We start from the raw sequence: 19,059 nt of genomic DNA on the forward strand, positions 1-19,059 counted from the left end.
CCACTTTTGTTATTGATTATTTGCATTTTATTAACATTCTAGTCACACTCAATTCTATCTGGTCGTACCAGATGATAAAATCATCATAAGGAGAGCGGCATGCTTTATCAAAGTGAAACAATCTATGTTCAATGGTTGAAAACAGGTATTGCAGAACTCGTTTTTAACTCAGCCGAGCCAATAAATAAGTTAGATACTCATACCGTTGCTTCACTTGATGAAGCAGTTGCTACTCTTGAACAGCAAACAGAACTCTTGGGTGTTATTTTAAGATCTGACAAACCGGCTTTTATCGTTGGTGCTGATATCAAAGAATTTCTTTCTCTTTTTGAAGCACCAGCAGAAATGTTAAGTGAATGGCTAAGCTACGCAAATCGCATTTTTAATCGTATAGAAGATTTGCCTGTTCCTACTGTGAGTGCCATTAATGGCTACGCGTTAGGTGGCGGCTGTGAATGTATTCTTTCCACCGACTTACGAATTGCCTCTCCAGATGCTCGCGTAGGTTTACCTGAAACTAAGTTAGGTATTATGCCTGGCTTTGGTGGATCAGTCCGCTTGCCTAGACTCATTGGCTTAGATAGCGCTCTCGAAATTATTACCGCAGGTAAAGATGTCAGTGCAGCCGAAGCGTTAAAAATGGGATTAGTGGATGCGGTTGTTGAAACAGAAAAACTCCCTCAAGCTGCATTAGAATTGATTGAGTCAGCTATTTCTGGGGCGATTAATTGGCAGCAACGACGTCAACCGAAATTACAACCATTGCAACTTAGTCCTATTGAGCAAACAATGAGCTTTAATGTTGCGAAAGGAATGGTTTATAAGGTTGCGGGAAAACATTACCCAGCCCCAATGGCAGCAGTCAATACTATTGAAAAAGCCGCTAATTGTTCTCGTGATGAAGCGCTAAAACATGAAATGGCCGCTTTTGTTCCCCTTGCACACAGTGACGTCGCTCGTTCATTAGTCAGTATTTTCTTAAATGACCAACAAGTTAAGTCTACTAGCAAACGACTTTCTCGCCATGTAGAAGCCCCTAAACATGCAGCCGTACTCGGCGCGGGTATTATGGGTGGCGGGATCGCCTACCAATCAGCCAGCAAAGGTGTATCTGTGCTGATGAAAGATATTAATGAAAAATCGTTAGATTTAGGCACTGAAGAAGCCCATAAATTATTAAATGCTCAATTTGAAAGAGGCAAAATCAACGCTTCAAAAATGGCGAAAACTCTCGCATCCATTCACCCTTCTCTCTCCTACTCGGGCATTGAAAATGCACAAGTGGTCGTCGAAGCGGTTATTGAGAATCCTAAAATTAAAGCGGCTGTTCTCTCTGAAGTTGAGGCATTAGTTAGCCCTGAAACAATCTTAGCATCCAATACCTCTACTATTCCGATTACTGAACTAGCCAAATCACTGAAGAAACCTGAAAATTTCTGTGGAATGCACTTCTTTAACCCTGTGCACCGCATGCCATTGGTTGAAATTATTCGCGGTGAAAAAACGACCGATGAGACCATCGCTAAAGTTGTTGCCTACGCAAATAAAATGGGTAAAACCCCCATCGTCGTTAATGATTGCCCAGGGTTCTTTGTCAATAGGGTTCTTTTTCCTTATTTTGCAGGTTTTAACTTGCTATTACAGGATGGTGCCGACTTCAGAGAAATCGATAAAGTCATGGAAAAAGAATTTGGCTGGCCTATGGGCCCCGCTTATCTACTTGATGTTGTTGGGATCGATACCGCTTTTCACGCAGAACAGGTAATGGCTTTAGGTTTCCCTGAGCGTATGAGCAAGACCAATAAGAATGCCATCGATGTGATGTTTGAAGCACAACGCTTTGGGCAAAAAAATGGCAAAGGTTTTTATCAATACGAAAAAGATAAAAAAGGAAAACCGAAAAAGGTCGATGACCCAGAGACTGATGCGTTATTAGCGTCAATTAGTAAAGGAAAACGTTCATTTACTAAAGAAGAGATCATCGCACGTATGATGATCCCAATGATCAATGAAGTCGTTCGTTGCCTAGAAGAAGGTATTATTCAAAGCCCAGCGGATGCTGACATTGCACTCGTTTATGGTCTTGGTTTCCCTCCTTTCCGTGGAGGCGCATTCCGCTATTTAGATACAGTGGGTACACAATCCTATGCTAAAACAGCTGAAACATATGCTCAATTAAGCCCACTGTATCAAATTCCTGAGGGTCTCAAAGAAAAATCACAGACCAATTCCAGTTATTATGCGCTGCCACCTGTAGTGGCAATTGATGTTAAAAAAGTTGCGAGAGGCTAATAGTATGGAAAATGTCGTTATTATCGATGGAATACGTACACCTATGGGGCGTTCAAAAGGCGGTGTATTTCGCCATGTCCGAGCGGAAGACCTCTCAGCACATTTAATGAATGTAATTTTTGAACGCAATCCTAACGCAAGCAAGAAAGACCTCGATGACATTATTTGGGGATGCGTACAGCAAACCCTTGAACAAGGTTTTAATATTGCGAAAAATGCTGCGTTACTGACTGATATTCCACACACCGTTCCAGCGGTCACTGTCAACCGTTTATGTGGTTCATCCATGCAAGCTTTGCATGATGCAAGCCGATTGATAATGACGGGTGATGCGCACTCGGTATTAATCGGCGGTGTTGAACATATGGGCCATGTTCCAATGACACATGGTATTGATTTCAACCCTAAATTAACACTACGAGTCGCAAAAGCAGCTGGCGCTATGGGTTTAACCGCAGAAATGCTGGCAAAAATGTATAAAATTAGTCGCGAAGAACAAGATGCATTTGCGCTCAGGTCACATCAACGGGCAACAGAAGCAACGAGAAACGGGCAGTTTAAGCAAGAAATAGCCCCTATTGCTGGGCATGATAGCAATGGCAATCTCTTTGCCGTGAATTACGACGAGGTCATTCGTTTTGATGCCAATCTTGAAAGCTTAGCGTCATTACGTCCCGTCTTTGATCCTGTCAGCGGTACTGTAACTGCGGGTAACTCGTCGGCACTTTCGGATGGTGCATCAGCGATGTTAATCACTAGCGAAAGTTACGCGCATAAACAAGGGCTGAAGCCGAGAGCTAGAGTTCGCGCCATGGCTGTAGTCGGCTGTGATCCATCTATCATGGGCTTTGGGCCTGTTCCTGCAACAGAATTAGCACTTAAGCGGGCTGGATTATCACTAGCCGATATGGATGTGATTGAGTTAAATGAAGCGTTTGCAGCTCAATCAATTGCCTGCCTAAAAGGGCTGAAACTACCTGAAAATCAAATTGATGAAAAAGTTAACCTTAATGGAGGTGCTATTGCACTAGGCCATCCTTTAGGATGCTCAGGAGCAAGGATAACAACCGCATTACTCAATCAATTAGAGCAAAAAGACAAACAATTTGGTCTAGCAACAATGTGTATAGGCTTTGGTCAGGGAATCGCAACCATCATAGAGCGTATATAACGTTTATACCCAAAATAGTTTGAATGGTAGTTTGCCAATAATAAAGGTGCGCTCAGAAAATTTATTTTATTACGTATTCTGAGCCACATTGCCAAGGCATATACCAATTGAAGTATCAAGGGTATACCGCTAGTTGCCGTCGTGTTGTTGTATGTTGTCAACATTCCCGCCTAGTCAGGGGCGGGCTTTTTATTTTGTGAAGCAATACGCTAAAGACAATTAGCCAATCAATGATATTGTTCCGCTGTCACTACAACCATTGCGAAAAGAGCATCATAGAATAAAAATCATCAATAAACACAATGAAAAAGCCTCAGTGGCATAATAAATTTCAATAGACGCCACATTCAGTCTCAATATATTCGAAACGAAGCCATTGCGTGTTTTAAATAAACTCGTAAGCATCACCGAACAGTTGCTCAGGTTTTGCATTACGCTCGGCACAAAAGCGTTCTCTAGCGATTTTTGCCATTTCAAAACGCCCTGCGATATAGATGTCATAAGAAGACAAATCGCCAAAGTCTTCTAAGACCGCGCTTAATACCGTTCCTGATCGTCCTCGCCATAACTCATCAGGCTGTTCTACGATGGGCACAATTTTTAAATTCGAGTAACGTTCACTCAGCGCCTGAAGCTCACCTAAATCATAAAGATGTTCTAATTGGCGCCCTCCCCAATAGAAAGTAATGTCTCGAGAAGGGTTCTCCATCAACGCAGCCAGTAATATTGAATGTGTGTATGAGAAACCGGTTCCCCCCGCGACTAAAATCATGGGGTTTTGGCTATTTTCTCTAAACCAAGCTTTACCGTGTGGGATATCAATATCAATGCGGCGTTGGTCTAAAATTCTATCCATCACCGCCATGGCATAAAGATTAATCTCCGAAGCCCCAATATGAAGTTCAATTGTTTCGTTATTCGCGGGTGTAGAAGCCATGGAAAATGGGCGCTTATCACGTTCGTCCATTACCACCATAAGATACTGGCCCGCTTTAAAATGAAAAGGACCATCCGGCAACAAAATAACCCGATATACAGTATCAGTTATGGACTCAACAGATGTGACTTTGCAGCTCAAAGTTGCCATGGATCCCCTCTTATTTTTCAAAAATATTCAATTGTTCCCAAATATCATCTATACGCGACTTCACTTTTTCATCCATTACTATTGGTCTGCCCCACTCCCTGTTTGTTTCCCCAGGCCATTTATTGGTGGCATCTAGCCCCATTTTCGAGCCCAAACCTGACACTGGTGAAGCAAAATCAAGATAGTCAATCGGTGTATTTTCCATCATAACAGTATCACGGGCAGGATCCATACGTGTGGTTATCGCCCAGATCACATCTTTCCAGTCACGCGCATTGATATCATCATCACAAACAATGACAAATTTTGTGTACATAAATTGGCGAAGATAAGACCAAACCCCCATCATGACGCGTTTTGCATGACCTGCGTATTGTTTCTTCATGGTGACAACCGCGAGGCGATACGAGCAACCTTCAGGAGGCAAATAAAAATCAACAATTTCTGGGAATTGCTTTTGCAAAATAGGCACTAAAACTTCATTTAGTGCTTCACCAAGTACGGCTGGCTCATCAGGTGGTCTGCCTGTATAGGTGGAATGATAAATGGCATTGCGACGCTGTGTAATATGAGTCACTGTAAATACAGGGAAACTATCGATTTCATTATAATAACCGGTGTGATCCCCATAAGGTCCTTCGGGGGCAAGCTCTCCCGGCTCAATATACCCTTCTAAGATAATCTCAGCCCCAGCGGGCACCTCAAGGTCATTAGAAATACATTTAACAACCTCTGTTTTATTACCGCGCAATAATCCTGCAAAGGCATATTCAGATAATGTATCCGGAACGGGTGTCACTGCCCCCAAAATAGTTGCAGGATCTGCTCCTAGTGCAACCGCCACGGGGAACTTTTCCCCCGGATGCTGTTGGCACCACTCTTGGTAATCAAGAGCGCCACCACGATGTGAAAGCCAGCGCATAATGACTTTATTTTTACCTAACACTTGCTGGCGATAGATACCTAAGTTTTGGCGTTCTTTATTCGGACCTCTCGTGACGGTTAATCCCCACGTAATGAGTGGCGCGGCATCCTCAGGCCAACAATGCATCACAGGAATTTTAGTCAGATCGACATCATCACCAGTCCAAATTTGCTCTTGGCAAGGTGCTGAGCTTAGCCGTTTCGCCGGCATATTCAATACTTGTTTAAATTTAGGTAATTTATCGAATAAATCACGGAATCCCTTCGGGGGATCTGGCTCTTTCAGGAAAGCAAGCAACTTACCCACATCATGTAAGGCTTTGATATCTTCTTGCCCCATTCCCATGGCAACACGTTTAGTCGTACCAAACAGATTGCATAAGACAGGCATATTATACCCTTTGGGGTTTTCAAATAATAATGCCGGGCCCCCTGCTCTAAGCGTGCGATCGGCTATTTCCGTCATTTCGAGGTAAGGATCGACTTCCATCGTAATACGTTTTAATTCGCCTTGCTTTTCAAGCTGGGCAATGAAGTCTCTTAGGTCACGGTATTTCATTGTCATCTTTTACTATTACAGAGGGAGTCTCATTATAAGACGTCCGGCAAAGGTTACAAGTTACCCATAAAAACTATTTGTAATCAATATGTTTATCTCTAAAAACTGATTACTTTACTGACAAACAAATGGAACCAGTGATTTTAATGATAAAGTATCAAACTGTTCAGGAAATACCTGATTGTGCTTAAATAATTTAAAACCATCACCTTTTCCACTGAAATACTCCAGTGTATTCCCCTTAATTTGTAACCCACTGCCTTCCCTTAGTGCAACAACGACTTCATGTGGGTTGATCACACAAAATTCTTGCAATCTTTCATCGCGAGTTTCCCCCATATGACCAGAGATATGCGCATCAATATAATGAGGATTTATTTGCAATGGAAAGAGCCCCAAAGATGGCATAATTGCCGCATTACTCACTGGCATATCATTGGTTGTACGAATACTTGGTGTCGCGACATTACAACCTGCACTCCAACCAATATATGGCACATCACGTTCTCTCACCGCACGCTGAATAGCCACAATAAGCCCATTTTCATGCAGACATTTATTTAACCACCAAGTATTACCCCCGCTAACAAGAATACATTCCGCTTGTTCAATTGCTTCTACAGGACTAGAGAAATGCTCTATCGAGGTGACTTTGATCCCTAAAGATTCACTTAGCTGTTCCGCACGTTCATCATGCGAACCGCGTAATATTGCATAAGGCACTAATACTGCTGACTTAATATTTTTACGGGCAATCATTTCGTGAATACGAGGTAATGCGTAGCTTAGCCATACTGGATTATTAGGAAGCTTACCATTACTTAATAAAAATATTTCCATGCTGTCTCCTAGATAACGAGTTGTTATACTATGGTTAACTCTCTTGAGTAAGTTTAAGTTAATATATGTTTCTGATTCTGAATGATATTCTTACTTAATGGATTAGTCACATTTTTATGTGTTAATTTGTTATGATGAGCATAATTTTGTCGCGTGGGTTAGAAAAATGGAAAAGTGGTATTTGCTATATTGTAAACGAGGGCAAATTGATAGGGCCATAGAGCACTTGAATAGGCAAAGTGTCATTTGCATGACCCCGATGACAGAGATAGAAAAAGTGGTTAGAGGAAAACGGGTGACAGTACAAGAAGCTCTATTCCCTAACTACCTATTTGTGAAATTTGATCATAATGACATCCATACGACAACAATCCAATCAACACGAGGTGTAAGTCATTTTGTGCGTTTTGGGCAACTACCTGCCGTTGTACCCGATGAAATTATAGAGCTCTTGCAACAGGCTCCACTGTCTCATCTTGTCGCCCCTGAAACACCAGTGCATGGTGATAATGTTTTAATTACAGAAGGTATTTTTTCCGGTATACAAGCTATCTATGATGAGCCAAATGGTGAGTCGCGATCCATCTTATTGCTGAATATTTTAAATAAAAATGTATCTAAAGTGCTTGATAACTCTCAATTTAAAAAATTACCTCAATAGAAATAAAAAGGCCCACATCGAGTGGGCTTTTTTGTTAATTCAATAGTCATGAACTAAGAATCTTCTTTTTCTTCGTTTTCTTCGTTTTCTTCTTCATCCGCCTTCCGTCGACCTTTACCTACATAAAAGTTAGATAAAAGTACCCCCAACTCAAAAAGTAAGTACATCGGAACGGCAAGTAAAGTCTGAGAGAGAACGTCTGGTGGCGTTAGGAACATCCCAACAATAAATGCACCAACTAAAATATATGGGCGTTTACGTTTTAATGATTCCGGCGTTGTCACTCCCGTCCAGCATAAGAGAATAATGGCTATAGGCACCTCAAATGCGGCACCAAATGCCATAAATAGCGTCATAACAAAACTGAGATATTTGCTAATATCCGGAATAAAATTAACGCTATCGGGTGTCGTTTTCACAAAGAAGCCGAATGCTAATGGGAAAACCACAAAATAAGCAAATGCCATTCCTAAATAGAAAAGGAAGCTGCTCGAAACCAACAAAGGCAGCATTAATCTACGTTCGTGCTTATATAACGCAGGTGCTATAAACGCCCAAATTTGATACAGAATGACCGGTATTGATACAAATATCGATACCATCATTGTCAGTTTAATTGGGGTAAAGAATGTAGATGCCACATCTGTTGCACTCATTTGAGAACCAACAGGGAGCTTATCAATCAAAGGGGCGGCAACTAACCGATAAATGTCATTTGAGAAGTAAGCCAAAGCAGCGAAAACAATCAAAACCGTAATCAAACAGTTTAGCAGCCGCTTCCTGAGTTCAATGAGGTGGCTAATAAGTGGTTGTGTATCATTTACAGCCATGTTCTATTTTTCGCTTTCAGTCTGATTAGGATTTTTTTTCGTTGTCGATGCAGTTTGTTGAGCGTCGTCGCTTTGCGCTGATAACGTTACTGGCTCTTCAACCACTTCTGCCATTTTTGCTGCATGTTCAGGATCAGGGTCTGACTCTTGAGTTTTTGAAGCATTGTTTTGAGCATCTTTAACTGCACTATCATAGTTGTCAGTTAATTCTTTCGCTTTTTGCAATTCGCTTTCAACACCCTCTGTCGTCGCTTGATAACCTGATTTTAATGATTGTGCTGCTTGGCGAAGCTCATCCATAGATTGTTTTAGCTCAGGAGAAAGCGTTTCCATACCAGCTTTCTCCTCAACTTTTTTCAAGGTCTCTTGCAATTCTTGCAATTTGAGTTCTTGTGACAATTCATTTTGCACATTAGCGGCTAAAGAGCGCATAGCACGGATCCAACCAGCAACAGTTCTCACTGCCACTGGTAGACGCTCAGGGCCTAATACGACAAGACCAATAACTGCAACAAGCAGCAGTTCACTGAAACCTATGTCAAACACGGTTTAACCCTGCTCTTTATTTTTGCTCTCAACTGGGCTGTCTTTCTTCTCAGCAGCCTGTTGCTCTGTAATATTTTTAGGTGCAAAATCAGCATCTTGTTTTTCTTGCTCTTCTTTTGCAGCCTTTGCAGCTTCATCATCGTTCATTGCTTTTTTAAAGCCTTTCAATGATTCACCTAAGTCAGATCCCAGAGAGCGCAGCTTTTTGGTTCCGAAAATTAAAATAATAAGTAGAGCAATAATAATAAGTTGCCAAGGGCTACCAAAAGCGGCCATTGAAATAGTTGATTCCATTGTTTATACCTCTGTAAAAGTGGGATCAATAGTTATTTATCCCATTATATACAACCTGCTCTCAATACGGAAATATTCACAGGCTTATAAACTTGTCGCAAAACAAGGTTTACTTAATTTTTTCCTGATTTATACCAACCTATAACCCATGACAACGCACCAATAGTCATAAATGCTGTCGCCATTGAGGTTGACTCAAAAATAAAGAATAAACTACCGCAAAGAATCAGTGTTGCCCCCATTCCTAATAGGTACTGAGACTTACGCTGTTTGCTACGTTGTTCCTTTAATTGATCAGTAAGTTGTTCAATATTCGATTGTAGGAATTTATGTTGACGTAAAGCGCCATAAATTAAATCAGGAATTTCAGGCATTTTTTCTGCCCAATAAGGTGCCTTTTCTTTTAAAGCTTGAGTAATAGCTGGAATACCAACTTGGCTATGTATCCAATCTTCTAAAAATGGCTTCGCCGTCTTCCACAAATCAAGTTGGGGATAAAGCTGACGACCTAAACCTTCAACATAAAGTAAGGTTTTTTGTAGCAATACTAGCTGTGGTTGCACTTCCATATTGAAGCGACGAGCAGTATTAAATAGATTCAGCAGGACATGCCCAAACGAAATTTCAGCCAGTGGCTTTTCAAAGATTGGTTCGCACACCGTTCTGATAGCAAACTCAAAATCCTCAACGTTGGTATCAGCAGGTACCCAACCTGAATCGACATGTAACTCCGCCACCTTACGATAGTCGCGGTTAAAGAACGCAATAAAGTTTTCCGCTAAATAACGCTTATCTTCTTTATTTAATGACCCTACAATACCACAATCAATGCCAATATAAAGTGGATCTTCAGGGTGTTCATAACTCACAAAAATATTGCCTGGATGCATATCCGCATGGAAGAAACTGTCACGAAAAACTTGGGTAAAGAAGACTTTGACGCCTCTTTCAGCCAAGATTTTCATATTTGTTCCCTGAGCTTTTAAAGCCGAGATATCCGACACAGGGATTCCGTAGATGCGCTCCATGACCATCACATTTTCACGGCAATAATCCGCATAAACTTCAGGCACATACAACATAGAGCTATTTTCAAAGTTACGACGCAGCTGGATAGCATTGGCTGATTCACGTAAAAGATTCAGCTCATCGATTAACGTTTTTTCGTATTCACGCACGACTTCTTTAGGGCGTAAACGACGGCCGTCTGGTAACAAAGGCACCCAATTAGCGATGCGGTACATGAGTTTCACATCAGCTTTAATCACTGGCAAGATATCAGGACGAATGACTTTTAAAACAACCTCTTTGCCATTTTCTTTCAGCTTGGCAGTATGGACTTGAGCGATTGACGCTGAGGCGAGGGCTTTTTCATCAAAATCATCGAACCATTGTTCTAATGGCCCACCTAATGATTCTTCAATGTAGCGACGCGCCAATTTACCGTCAAAGCTAGCGACTTTATCTTGTAGTAAAGAGAGTTGATCAGCAATTGTTGGAGGGAAAAGGTCTCGGCGAGTCGATAACATCTGACCAAATTTAATCCATACCGGCCCCAACTCTTGTAACGCTAAACGTAATCGCTCACCCACTTCTTTTTCTGGATGTTGATTCTTGATCCAAAAGAAACCAAAGCGACCGATCCGAAGGGGTAACGTGAGTTTAACTTTTGGGATTAATTCATCTAAACCATATGAGAGGAATACCCGAATAATAAAGTAAAGGCGTTTTATTTCACCGGGCGTCATTATGCTCCTCCAGCTGGCGTAACCGCATTTCTAGCTGATTTAAGGACTCAGCAACCTGCTCAACTTCATCACTAAAATAAGCCAGTTCTAGCGGATTTGGCGCCATTTTCCATTCTTCAAGCAATGTATCTTTTAGGTACGTTTTTTGTCGACATGCTAGATGTGAAACAAGTTTACTTCCCTTTTGAACGATTTGGCTAATCCCTTGCGCGGCAACATCGCCGAGATAAGGTGACAGATAATGGGCGGGGTCCCAAATGGCCATATCTAACAGCGACGACCAATGCTGAACAACCTGCATATCACCTTCAATAACAATTTCACCACTATTAATTAGCTGTGATAATTGCTGTTTATCCTTTAGTTTAATCAACGTAAACAGGGATGTTTTGATTGTACAATCAGCAGGTTCACACCATTGGCTTAACACATCAACATGGTTATCAGTAAAAATCAGCGTCAACGTTTGATTGAGCTCTTTTAAGTCGACCGACATGACTTTACCCGCTAAGCGTGCTCTAGCGGGTTTTAAGACCGATTCTTTAAATAACATATGATTCATACATGTTTCCATGAATGCCGTCATTAAAGAATATAATACGGTATTTTGGCTTTCTGACTGTGCTGACGTGGCTTCCATCTTAGAATTTAAACCCTTTATGCAATGCGACGATACCACCTGTCATATTGGTATAAGTAACCTGTTCAAAACCTGCATTTTCCATCATGGATTTCAGTGTTTCTTGGTCAGGATGCATACGAATAGATTCAGCGAGATAACGGTAGCTCTCAGGATCACCAACGACTGCTTGCCCAATACGTGGCAAAACATGGAATGAATACGCATCATAAGCTTTATTCAGTGGCTCAATAACAGGTTTAGAGAATTCAAGAACAAGCAAACGTCCACCTGGCTTTAACACTCGAAACATTGAGCGCAACGCTTTATCTTTGTCTGTGACATTACGCAGACCAAAAGAGATAGTGATACAATCAAAATAATTATCTGGGAACGGCAACTCCTCAGCATTAGCTTGAACATAGCTAACATTACCAACGATACCAAGGTCACGTAACTTTTCACGCCCCATTTTTAACATGGAATCATTGATATCAGCGAGAATCACTTCGCCTTTTTCACCGACAAGGCGAGAAAATTTAGCGGTTAAATCGCCGGTTCCACCCGCCAGATCTAGAACGCGTTGATTACGACGCACACCACTGGCTTCTATCGTAAAACGTTTCCAGACACGATGAATGCCAAACGACATTAAATCATTCATCAAATCATATTTTGATGCTACAGAATGAAAAACATTTGCTACTAGGCCAACTTTATCTTCTTTGCCTACTGTACGGAAACCAAAATCAATAGTTTCTTTTGTTGGTTCTGTCATTTCTATTATGCCTGTTTATAATTCAAACTTTTGTAGGAAGTGTAACAGCCTTTGAGGTAAAACCCTATCAAGAAGTCTAAGATTCCGCACAATATGGCTTATCTGACTTTTCAACTAATTGAGCGGAGATTGGCTGCTTTACCTCTACTCCCATTTCTTTAAAGCTTTCTGCTTGGCTAATCAAATTTCCTCGGCCTTCTGCTAGCCTTTTCATTGCTGATTGGTAAGCCTGATCTGCTTTATCTAAGCTGGCGCCTAAAAGCTGCATATCCTCGACAAAAAGGCGCAACTTATCATACATTTTCGCTGCTTTTGTCGCAATTTCTTGCGCATTTTGTCCTTGTCGTTCGTACCGCCATAAGTTATTGATTGTTCTCACTGCAACCAATAAGGTAGAAGGACACACTAACATGATATTCTGTTTTATCCCTTCATCAAGTAACTCAGGCGATTCTTTTAAAGCTAACAAATACGCAGGTTCAATCGGAATGAACATCAAGACATAATCAAGGGAGCGTATTCCTGGTAATTGGTGATAATCTTTACGGCTTAAACCACGCATATGATTACGAATTGAAGCGACATGATTTTTGAGTGCATAGGCTTGTTCTTCAGGATCTTCACTATTGAAATAGTTTTCATAGGCGACTAATGACATTTTAGCATCAACAATGACGTCCTTGCCTTCAGGTAGGCGAATAATCACATCGGGTTGATAACGGCTATTGTAGCTTGTGTTTATACTCACCTGTGTCTCAAACTCACTACCTTGACGTAAGCCAGAAGCTTCAAGGATACGAGTCAAAATCGTTTCTCCCCAATTCCCTTGAATTTTATTATCACCTTTGAGAGCACGCGTTAAATTAACGGCTTCTTTCGTCATTTGATTGTTTAACTGTTGTAATTGACGAATTTCATAAGCCAAGGTGTGCCGTTCTTTAGCCTCTTCCCCAAAACTTTGTTGAACTTGCTGGCGGAAACCTTCAAGTTGCTCACGAAATGGTGACAGCATGGCGATTAAGCTTTTCTGTTGCTGCTCTGACACTCGTCGTTCACTTTGTTCGAAAATACGGTTTGCCAAATTTTCAAATTGTGTGGTCAGCCGCTGCTCACTATTTTGCAATAGCCTTTGTTTTTCTTCGTTAGCTAATTGATTTTGTTCAAAACGTGTGGTGATTTCCCGTAGTTCAGCTTCCTGCTCACGGTTAATGTCTCGCAATGTACGCAGCTCTTGATCAAGACGCTCATACTCCATTTTCCATTCAGAAAGATGGATGTTTTTTTCATCGCTTGCCGCAAGCTGACGGTTAACTTGTTGGAGTTCTTGTTCTTTTTGGCTCAATTTTTGTGCAATAGAAAACCAGACAGCCAAACCGCCAATTAAAATACCACCGAGGGCACCAATAACCCCATATAGTAGAGAGGTATCCACTGTTAAATCCTTACATTACGTGATCCAATGTAAAGTAATCGGATACTGTATATCTGTCCAGAAGTAATTTGAAGTAAGCCATAAATTGCGAACAGCTTCGCAGCTTATCCCATCCAATGAGCCAACCAACGTAGGCCAAAAGCGCCTGGCGCTAATATACCGAATGCCCATATCATCGCAGAAACAATATTCGCGACCTGAAAGTAACGTTTCGGCATTTTACAGATGCCTGCAACTAAAGGCACTACGGCTCTAAATGGTCCAAAGAAACGTCCTAAAAATACGCTCCAGATCCCCCAACGATTAAAGAAGTGCTGCCCGCGATCTATCATCTGTGGTTTACGAGAAATAGGCCACATTTTACGAACATTGTCTTTGTAGTGAAAACCAAACCAGTAAGAAAGCCAATCACCAAAAAACGCGCCTAATGTCGCGGCAAGCCATACAGGCCAAAATGTGATACCGCTTTCTCCGATTAAAGCCCCTAAGCCAAGTAAAATGACGGTCGCAGGTAACAGTAAGGATAAAAATGCTAAAGATTCACCAAAAGCGAGAAAGAAAATGATTGGTAGTGCCCATATTTCATGTTCACGGGTAAACTCAGTCACCGCATGGACTATTTCATTTAGTGTCACCGTCATTTCTCCCTTAATGATAACTTGGTGAGTACATTAACGAATATGTAATAAACCAATATTAAACTAACTATTCGATAAAATAGCTTTGCAGCACGCTGCGACCAGACTTATCCAAACCAAAATCCGTCTCTAACCACTTATCAATGCTGCCATAATGATTATTTATACTATTTATCGCTGTCAGTAAAAACTCTTCGCGTACTGAATAGACATATTCAAACTTCTTCACTGCGCTTTCGCTCATTCTCTGGGCGTGTTCTTCCAGTAAATGCTTGCGATATGGGGCCAACGTTTCGTTTGTTAGCAAGTAATCTTCCATGACGGTATCTAAGTCAGCGCCAAGTGCAAATAGTACTAAAGCTGAACCAACGCCGGTACGATCTTTACCAACGGCACAGTGCTGAACGATACCACCTTTTTCTGGCTGCTTTAGCATATTCACCAGTTGATAATAAGCTGGATTATTTAGCGGCAGCAGTTCGTAAAGACGGTTCATGAAAATTTTAGGATCAAATTTTTCAAGGAGTTCAGGGGTTAATTTATCAAGATCAGCACTCACCTCTTTAGCCATAGGGTTTGCAGGTGCATTAACATAATGAGCGCCATCCCAAACAATATCTGGTTTTGATTTAATTTCAGCAACATCGCGATAATCTAATATCTGATAGAGATTTTGATCTTGTAAAATGATCAAATCCTCTTCAGTTAAATGGTTGAGAGCCCCTGAGCGAAACAATAAACCTGACTTAATTTTATTACCATTCGCTAATTTTTTCCCACCAAGGTCACGGAAATTAACGCCGCCTTTAAGAGGCAATACTGAAGGGTGCAAATAAGGTGTTTTGGTCATCATCTTCTTACCTATAATGTTGATTGTTCTCAAAACCATAACAGATTATGCCTCGAAAAAAATCAGAAAAAATACCTGCAATTAAGCAGGCATTAATAAAATGAGCGATAAAGATGAAAATAAACCAAGAGAGAAAGTGAACTGGGCTCGTCTACTGTTTATTCACAACCGAGTGAAAGCGTAAGTAAACGAGCCAGTAATGACGCAATTAAAGTAGGCGGCGAGCAGCCTCAACCACAATACTCAACACATTACCTTCTGTTTTCTTCAGCAAGGCTTCATTAGGGATTTCTTGTTGGGTACGGTTAACAATCACACCAGCGACCATACCAGCCCGTAAACCTTGGCTTGAACACATAGTCAATAATGTTGCAGATTCCATTTCATAATTCATGACACCCATATCTTGCCATTCTTTCATTGAACCTCTGAAATGGCGCATCACACGGCCTGTATAGGTATCGTAGCGTTCTTGTCCTGGATAGAAGGTATCAGAGGAAGCCGTCACCCCCACATGGACGGTCGCCCCCGCTTCTTTTGCTGCATCATAGAGAGCATTTGTACATGTAAAGTCAGCAACCGCAGGGTATTCAAGAGGTGCAAAGTGCTGGCTCGCGCCATCCAGTCTTACCGCGCCTGTCGTCACCAAAACATCACCTACATTGATGTTTTCTTGGATAGCACCTGTTGTACCAATACGTAAGAAAGTACGGATCCCTAACTGTGCTAATTCTTCTACAGCAATCGAGGTAGAAGGACCACCGATACCTGTAGAACACACAATCACGGCTTTACCATCAAGCTCACCACGCCAAGAGGTGAACTCACGCAGAGAAGCGAGATGTACTGGGTTATCCATCAAACGTGCGATTTTCTCAACGCGATTCGGGTCACCGGGAACAATAGCAACAGTAGCACCCTGCAAGTCACTCTTTTTTAAGCCTAAGTGGAATACGTCAGACATATCAAACTCCTTTACACAATGGCATCATTGAATTTATACGTTAAGAGTAATATAGCGGTAAACCCCAAACAGTTTAGTGACATTAATCACCTTTAATGAAAATCGATATGTTTATGTTGCAAAATAAAGTGATTCAAGTCACACAAAACAAGCGGGTAGACCTAAGTATCCGATCAGTATAGACGATACCGAGAGGAGCACTGAAACAACACTTATAAAATTTGATTAGCTATGATGAGAAGTATTGATTGTTGTTAATGATATACAGCAAAGCCCCTATTTATACCTATAAATGCTAATCCAAGGCTGATTCATCGCATATTTTGCGTGACGCCTTGGTTGATATTGAAGGTGGACATGCCTTAGCACAAGATATCTTCATTGCCCCCGCTCGAGAATAAAAAAGCGCCATTCATGATTTGAATGGCGCTTTGAATTATTGGCAGAATAAAAGAGCGTTGGCTATCAGAGAACTACATCAAGGATTAGAACGCCCACCAGACCGATTGCCCAAGCTATCGTTGTTGGGATAGACCAGACCATCATCTGCTGTTTAACGTCCTTAATACCCATCATTCTATTCACAACCCAGTAAAGGCTGTCGTTAAAATATCCGAAGAATAATGACCCCATAGTTGCTGCTTGAGCAGCGACAAGTAGATTAATATCCGGAATTTGGCTAATGATTGGCGCAGATATTGAAGCTGCCGTGATCATCGCGACGGTGCCTGAGCCCTGAATTAAACGTACTAAGGTTGCGATAATAAATGGGATGAGCACAGGCGTGATCGGTAAGCTCGCCACATGCTCGGCTAAAATATTCCCCGTCCCACTATCACGTAGCACTGCGCCTAATGCACCGCCAGCACCTGTTACCAATAAAATGATACCCGCTGACTGTAAGCCTTCTTCCATACGGTCGATGACTTCTTCCTTTGTCGCTTTTGGCATCAATGTATAAACCGAGATTAACACACTGATCGATAAAGCGATTATAGGTGCCCCAAGGAATTGGAAGGTTTGGAAGTACCAATTATCATCCATACCTTGGAAAGTGTCAGTTTTCAGCAATAACCCATTAACTGCGTTAATAAAAATCAGCAAGATCGGCGTGACGATAGGCAATACAGATAAGAACAGGCTTGGTAACGGTTTATTTGCCTTTTCTTCCATATAACGATCGTGGATTTCTTTTAAATCGGCATTGTTGCTGTCATCAGGCATGAACTCAGGGTATTTAACCGCTAGCCATTTTGCGTAAAAAACAATACCAATCACGCAAGGCACCGCAAGGGTCATCCCCGTTAATATCATGGCACCAATATCAACACCAAAAATGCCTGCAACCCCCAAAGGACCTGGCGTTGGCGGTACAGTATGGTGTGTGACCACCAGACCACCCGCTAATGCAACACCTAGGGTTAACAAACTGCGCTTACCGTTCTTTGCTAACGCTTTCGCCAACGGATAAAGAATAACGAATGCCGAATCAACAAAAATAGGGATACTGACGATATAACCTGTAATAGCCAGCGCCCATTCTTCACGCTTTTTTCCTAACCAACGAATAAAACTATAAGCTATCTGTTCAGCAGCACCAGAAACTTCTAGCACCCTTCCCATCATTACCCCGAGACCGATAACAATACCGATGCCACCGAGTGTACTACCAAAACCTTTTGTAATGACAGTCACTGTTTCGGCCGCTGTTAATCCACCAGAAATACCGGCGATTGCAGCCGCAATCAACATGGCAAGTAACGCATGAATACGCGTTCGTAATACCAAGAAGATCAGGACAAATATGGCCACTGCGAGGCCAATAATAGGAATATAGGACATCGCTTATCCCCTATTGCTGTGAGCCGTGGTGAGTGATGAACGAACGGATCGCATCAGCAAATGAACCATCTGCACGGAAGCCAAGGCCTAACGCACGGCTAATATCAAATTTGCCCGGCCAACTCGCGACGATACGGTTAATGGCTTCATCAGGTTCGAAACGAATAAGGTCAACAGCGTCTTGACCAGCGACATCGCGTAGCGCATCAATCATTCCTTGAACCGTTACGGTAATTCCCGGTAAGTTAACGGTACGAGAAAGGCCAAATTTCTCTGCTGAAATAGTTGCAGCATGGATGAAATTGCTCACCACGGTTTCTGGGCTAGACAGCCACAAAGCAAGTTCAGGTGAAACTGGGCAAACACTTTCAATACCATTTAATGGCTCACGAATGATCCCACTGGCAAATGATGAAGCAGCCTTGTTAGGCACTCCTGGGCGAACACTGATGGTCGGTAGACGTAACACACGTCCGTCAACATAACCTTTACGTGAGTAGTCGTTAACCATCAACTCACACATGGCTTTTTGAGCGCCATATGAAGATTGCGGATTCACAACACATAGGTCGGTGATCACATCTGGCAGCTCACCACCAAATACGGCTAAAGAACTGGTAAAGATAAACTTCATGGCCGGATTTTTAGCACGAGCCACTTCTAACAACTGACGTGTTGCTTCGAAATTCACTTTCATGCCTAAATCGAAATCACTTTCAGCATGGCTACTCACAATTGCAGCGAGGTGGTAAACCACATCGGTTTGTGCATCAATCAGTTGATCAGCAGCACCTGCTTGAGTTAAATCCGTTGCCACACAGCTCACTCTAGCATCTTCAATTGGGGATGTAGGGCACTGAATGTCCGCTAGAACGAGTTGGTCAAATTGAAAACCCTGGCTATTTTTAAGTAAAGCAGCGGCTAGCTGCTGACCTAAAAAGCCAGCGCCGCCAGTGATGATAACTTTCATTGTTATTCTCCTTG

18 protein-coding genes are annotated in these 19,059 nt (G+C 41.9%); 3 read left to right on the plus strand and 15 right to left on the minus strand.

Translation table 11 applies throughout. From position 1 onward, the window contains the following. Positions 1-99 precede the first annotated feature (99 nt). Both fadB and fadA read left to right on the plus strand, forming a co-directional pair. Positions 100-2,292 carry a fatty acid oxidation complex subunit alpha FadB gene (gene fadB, locus O7C57_RS17480; RefSeq protein WP_269723384.1) on the plus strand — a complete coding sequence of 731 codons (2,193 nt, stop codon included), beginning with the start codon at positions 100-102 and terminating at the stop codon, positions 2,290-2,292. A gap of 4 nt (positions 2,293-2,296) precedes the next feature. Next, entirely contained in the window at positions 2,297-3,463 is a 1,167-nt protein-coding gene (gene fadA, locus O7C57_RS17485) for an acetyl-CoA C-acyltransferase FadA (RefSeq protein ID WP_154624675.1), read from the plus strand. Positions 3,464-3,848: 385 nt separating this feature from the next. On the opposite strand, the gene fre is transcribed toward fadA, so the two are convergent. From fre to pepE, 3 genes are all read right to left on the minus strand, one after another. Beyond that, complete coding sequence (gene fre, locus O7C57_RS17490; protein ID WP_154624674.1) at positions 3,849-4,550, minus strand: NAD(P)H-flavin reductase; 702 nt, start codon at positions 4,548-4,550, stop codon at positions 3,849-3,851. Between the two features lie 10 nt (positions 4,551-4,560). Further along, the gene (ubiD, locus tag O7C57_RS17495; RefSeq protein ID WP_163860648.1) at positions 4,561-6,033 is read right to left on the minus strand and encodes a 4-hydroxy-3-polyprenylbenzoate decarboxylase; all 1,473 of its coding nucleotides are present in this window, start codon (positions 6,031-6,033) and stop codon (positions 4,561-4,563) included. 114 nt (positions 6,034-6,147) lie between these two features. Beyond that, entirely contained in the window at positions 6,148-6,873 is a 726-nt protein-coding gene (gene pepE / locus O7C57_RS17500) for a dipeptidase PepE (protein ID WP_154624672.1), read from the minus strand. A gap of 166 nt (positions 6,874-7,039) precedes the next feature. Between pepE and rfaH the strand changes: the two genes are divergently transcribed. Next, on the plus strand, positions 7,040-7,534 hold the full coding sequence (gene rfaH, locus O7C57_RS17505) for a transcription/translation regulatory transformer protein RfaH (RefSeq protein WP_154624671.1): 495 nt from the start codon (positions 7,040-7,042) through the stop codon (positions 7,532-7,534). A 53-nt stretch (positions 7,535-7,587) separates the two neighbouring features. On the opposite strand, the gene tatC is transcribed toward rfaH, so the two are convergent. The 12 genes from tatC to denD form a co-directional block, all read right to left on the minus strand. Next, positions 7,588-8,364 (minus strand): Sec-independent protein translocase subunit TatC, encoded by a 777-nt coding sequence (tatC, locus tag O7C57_RS17510; protein WP_163860647.1) that lies wholly within the window; start codon positions 8,362-8,364, stop codon positions 7,588-7,590. A gap of 3 nt (positions 8,365-8,367) precedes the next feature. Further along, positions 8,368-8,910 (minus strand): Sec-independent protein translocase protein TatB, encoded by a 543-nt coding sequence (gene tatB / locus O7C57_RS17515; RefSeq protein ID WP_163860646.1) that lies wholly within the window; start codon positions 8,908-8,910, stop codon positions 8,368-8,370. A gap of 3 nt (positions 8,911-8,913) precedes the next feature. Continuing rightward, positions 8,914-9,204: a twin-arginine translocase TatA/TatE family subunit gene (tatA, locus tag O7C57_RS17520; RefSeq protein WP_154624669.1), complete on the minus strand. Its 291-nt coding sequence runs from the start codon at positions 9,202-9,204 to the stop codon at positions 8,914-8,916. A gap of 113 nt (positions 9,205-9,317) precedes the next feature. Beyond that, positions 9,318-10,952: a ubiquinone biosynthesis regulatory protein kinase UbiB gene (gene ubiB, locus O7C57_RS17525; protein ID WP_154624668.1), complete on the minus strand. Its 1,635-nt coding sequence runs from the start codon at positions 10,950-10,952 to the stop codon at positions 9,318-9,320. Beyond that, positions 10,939-11,592, minus strand: coding sequence for a ubiquinone biosynthesis accessory factor UbiJ (locus O7C57_RS17530; protein ID WP_154624667.1), 654 nt, complete (start codon positions 11,590-11,592; stop codon positions 10,939-10,941). The genes ubiB and O7C57_RS17530 overlap by 14 nt, the downstream gene beginning before the upstream one ends. A 1-nt stretch (position 11,593) precedes the next feature. Next, the gene (ubiE, locus tag O7C57_RS17535; RefSeq protein WP_154624666.1) at positions 11,594-12,349 is read right to left on the minus strand and encodes a bifunctional demethylmenaquinone methyltransferase/2-methoxy-6-polyprenyl-1,4-benzoquinol methylase UbiE; all 756 of its coding nucleotides are present in this window, start codon (positions 12,347-12,349) and stop codon (positions 11,594-11,596) included. Positions 12,350-12,425: 76 nt separating this feature from the next. Then, positions 12,426-13,781, minus strand: a complete 1,356-nt coding sequence (rmuC, locus tag O7C57_RS17540; protein ID WP_163860645.1) for a DNA recombination protein RmuC — start codon at positions 13,779-13,781, stop codon at positions 12,426-12,428. A 104-nt stretch (positions 13,782-13,885) separates the two neighbouring features. Then, a complete protein-coding gene (locus O7C57_RS17545; RefSeq protein WP_163860644.1) occupies positions 13,886-14,416 on the minus strand; it encodes a DedA family protein in 531 nt (176 codons plus the stop codon). 70 nt (positions 14,417-14,486) lie between these two features. Next, entirely contained in the window at positions 14,487-15,269 is a 783-nt protein-coding gene (locus tag O7C57_RS17550) for a tyrosine-protein phosphatase (protein ID WP_269724001.1), read from the minus strand. 208 nt (positions 15,270-15,477) lie between these two features. Next, a complete protein-coding gene (gene udp / locus O7C57_RS17555) occupies positions 15,478-16,233 on the minus strand; it encodes a uridine phosphorylase (RefSeq protein WP_163860643.1) in 756 nt (251 codons plus the stop codon). Positions 16,234-16,698: 465 nt separating this feature from the next. Next, entirely contained in the window at positions 16,699-18,075 is a 1,377-nt protein-coding gene (locus O7C57_RS17560) for a GntP family permease (protein WP_154624663.1), read from the minus strand. A 10-nt stretch (positions 18,076-18,085) separates the two neighbouring features. Beyond that, positions 18,086-19,045, minus strand: a complete 960-nt coding sequence (denD, locus tag O7C57_RS17565) for a D-erythronate dehydrogenase (RefSeq protein ID WP_163860641.1) — start codon at positions 19,043-19,045, stop codon at positions 18,086-18,088. Between the last annotated feature and the right edge of the window lie 14 nt (positions 19,046-19,059).

Origin of the sequence: Providencia sp. 21OH12SH02B-Prov, from assembly GCF_027362595.1 — a bacterium.
Classification (GTDB): Bacteria; Pseudomonadota; Gammaproteobacteria; order Enterobacterales; family Enterobacteriaceae; genus Providencia; species Providencia zhejiangensis.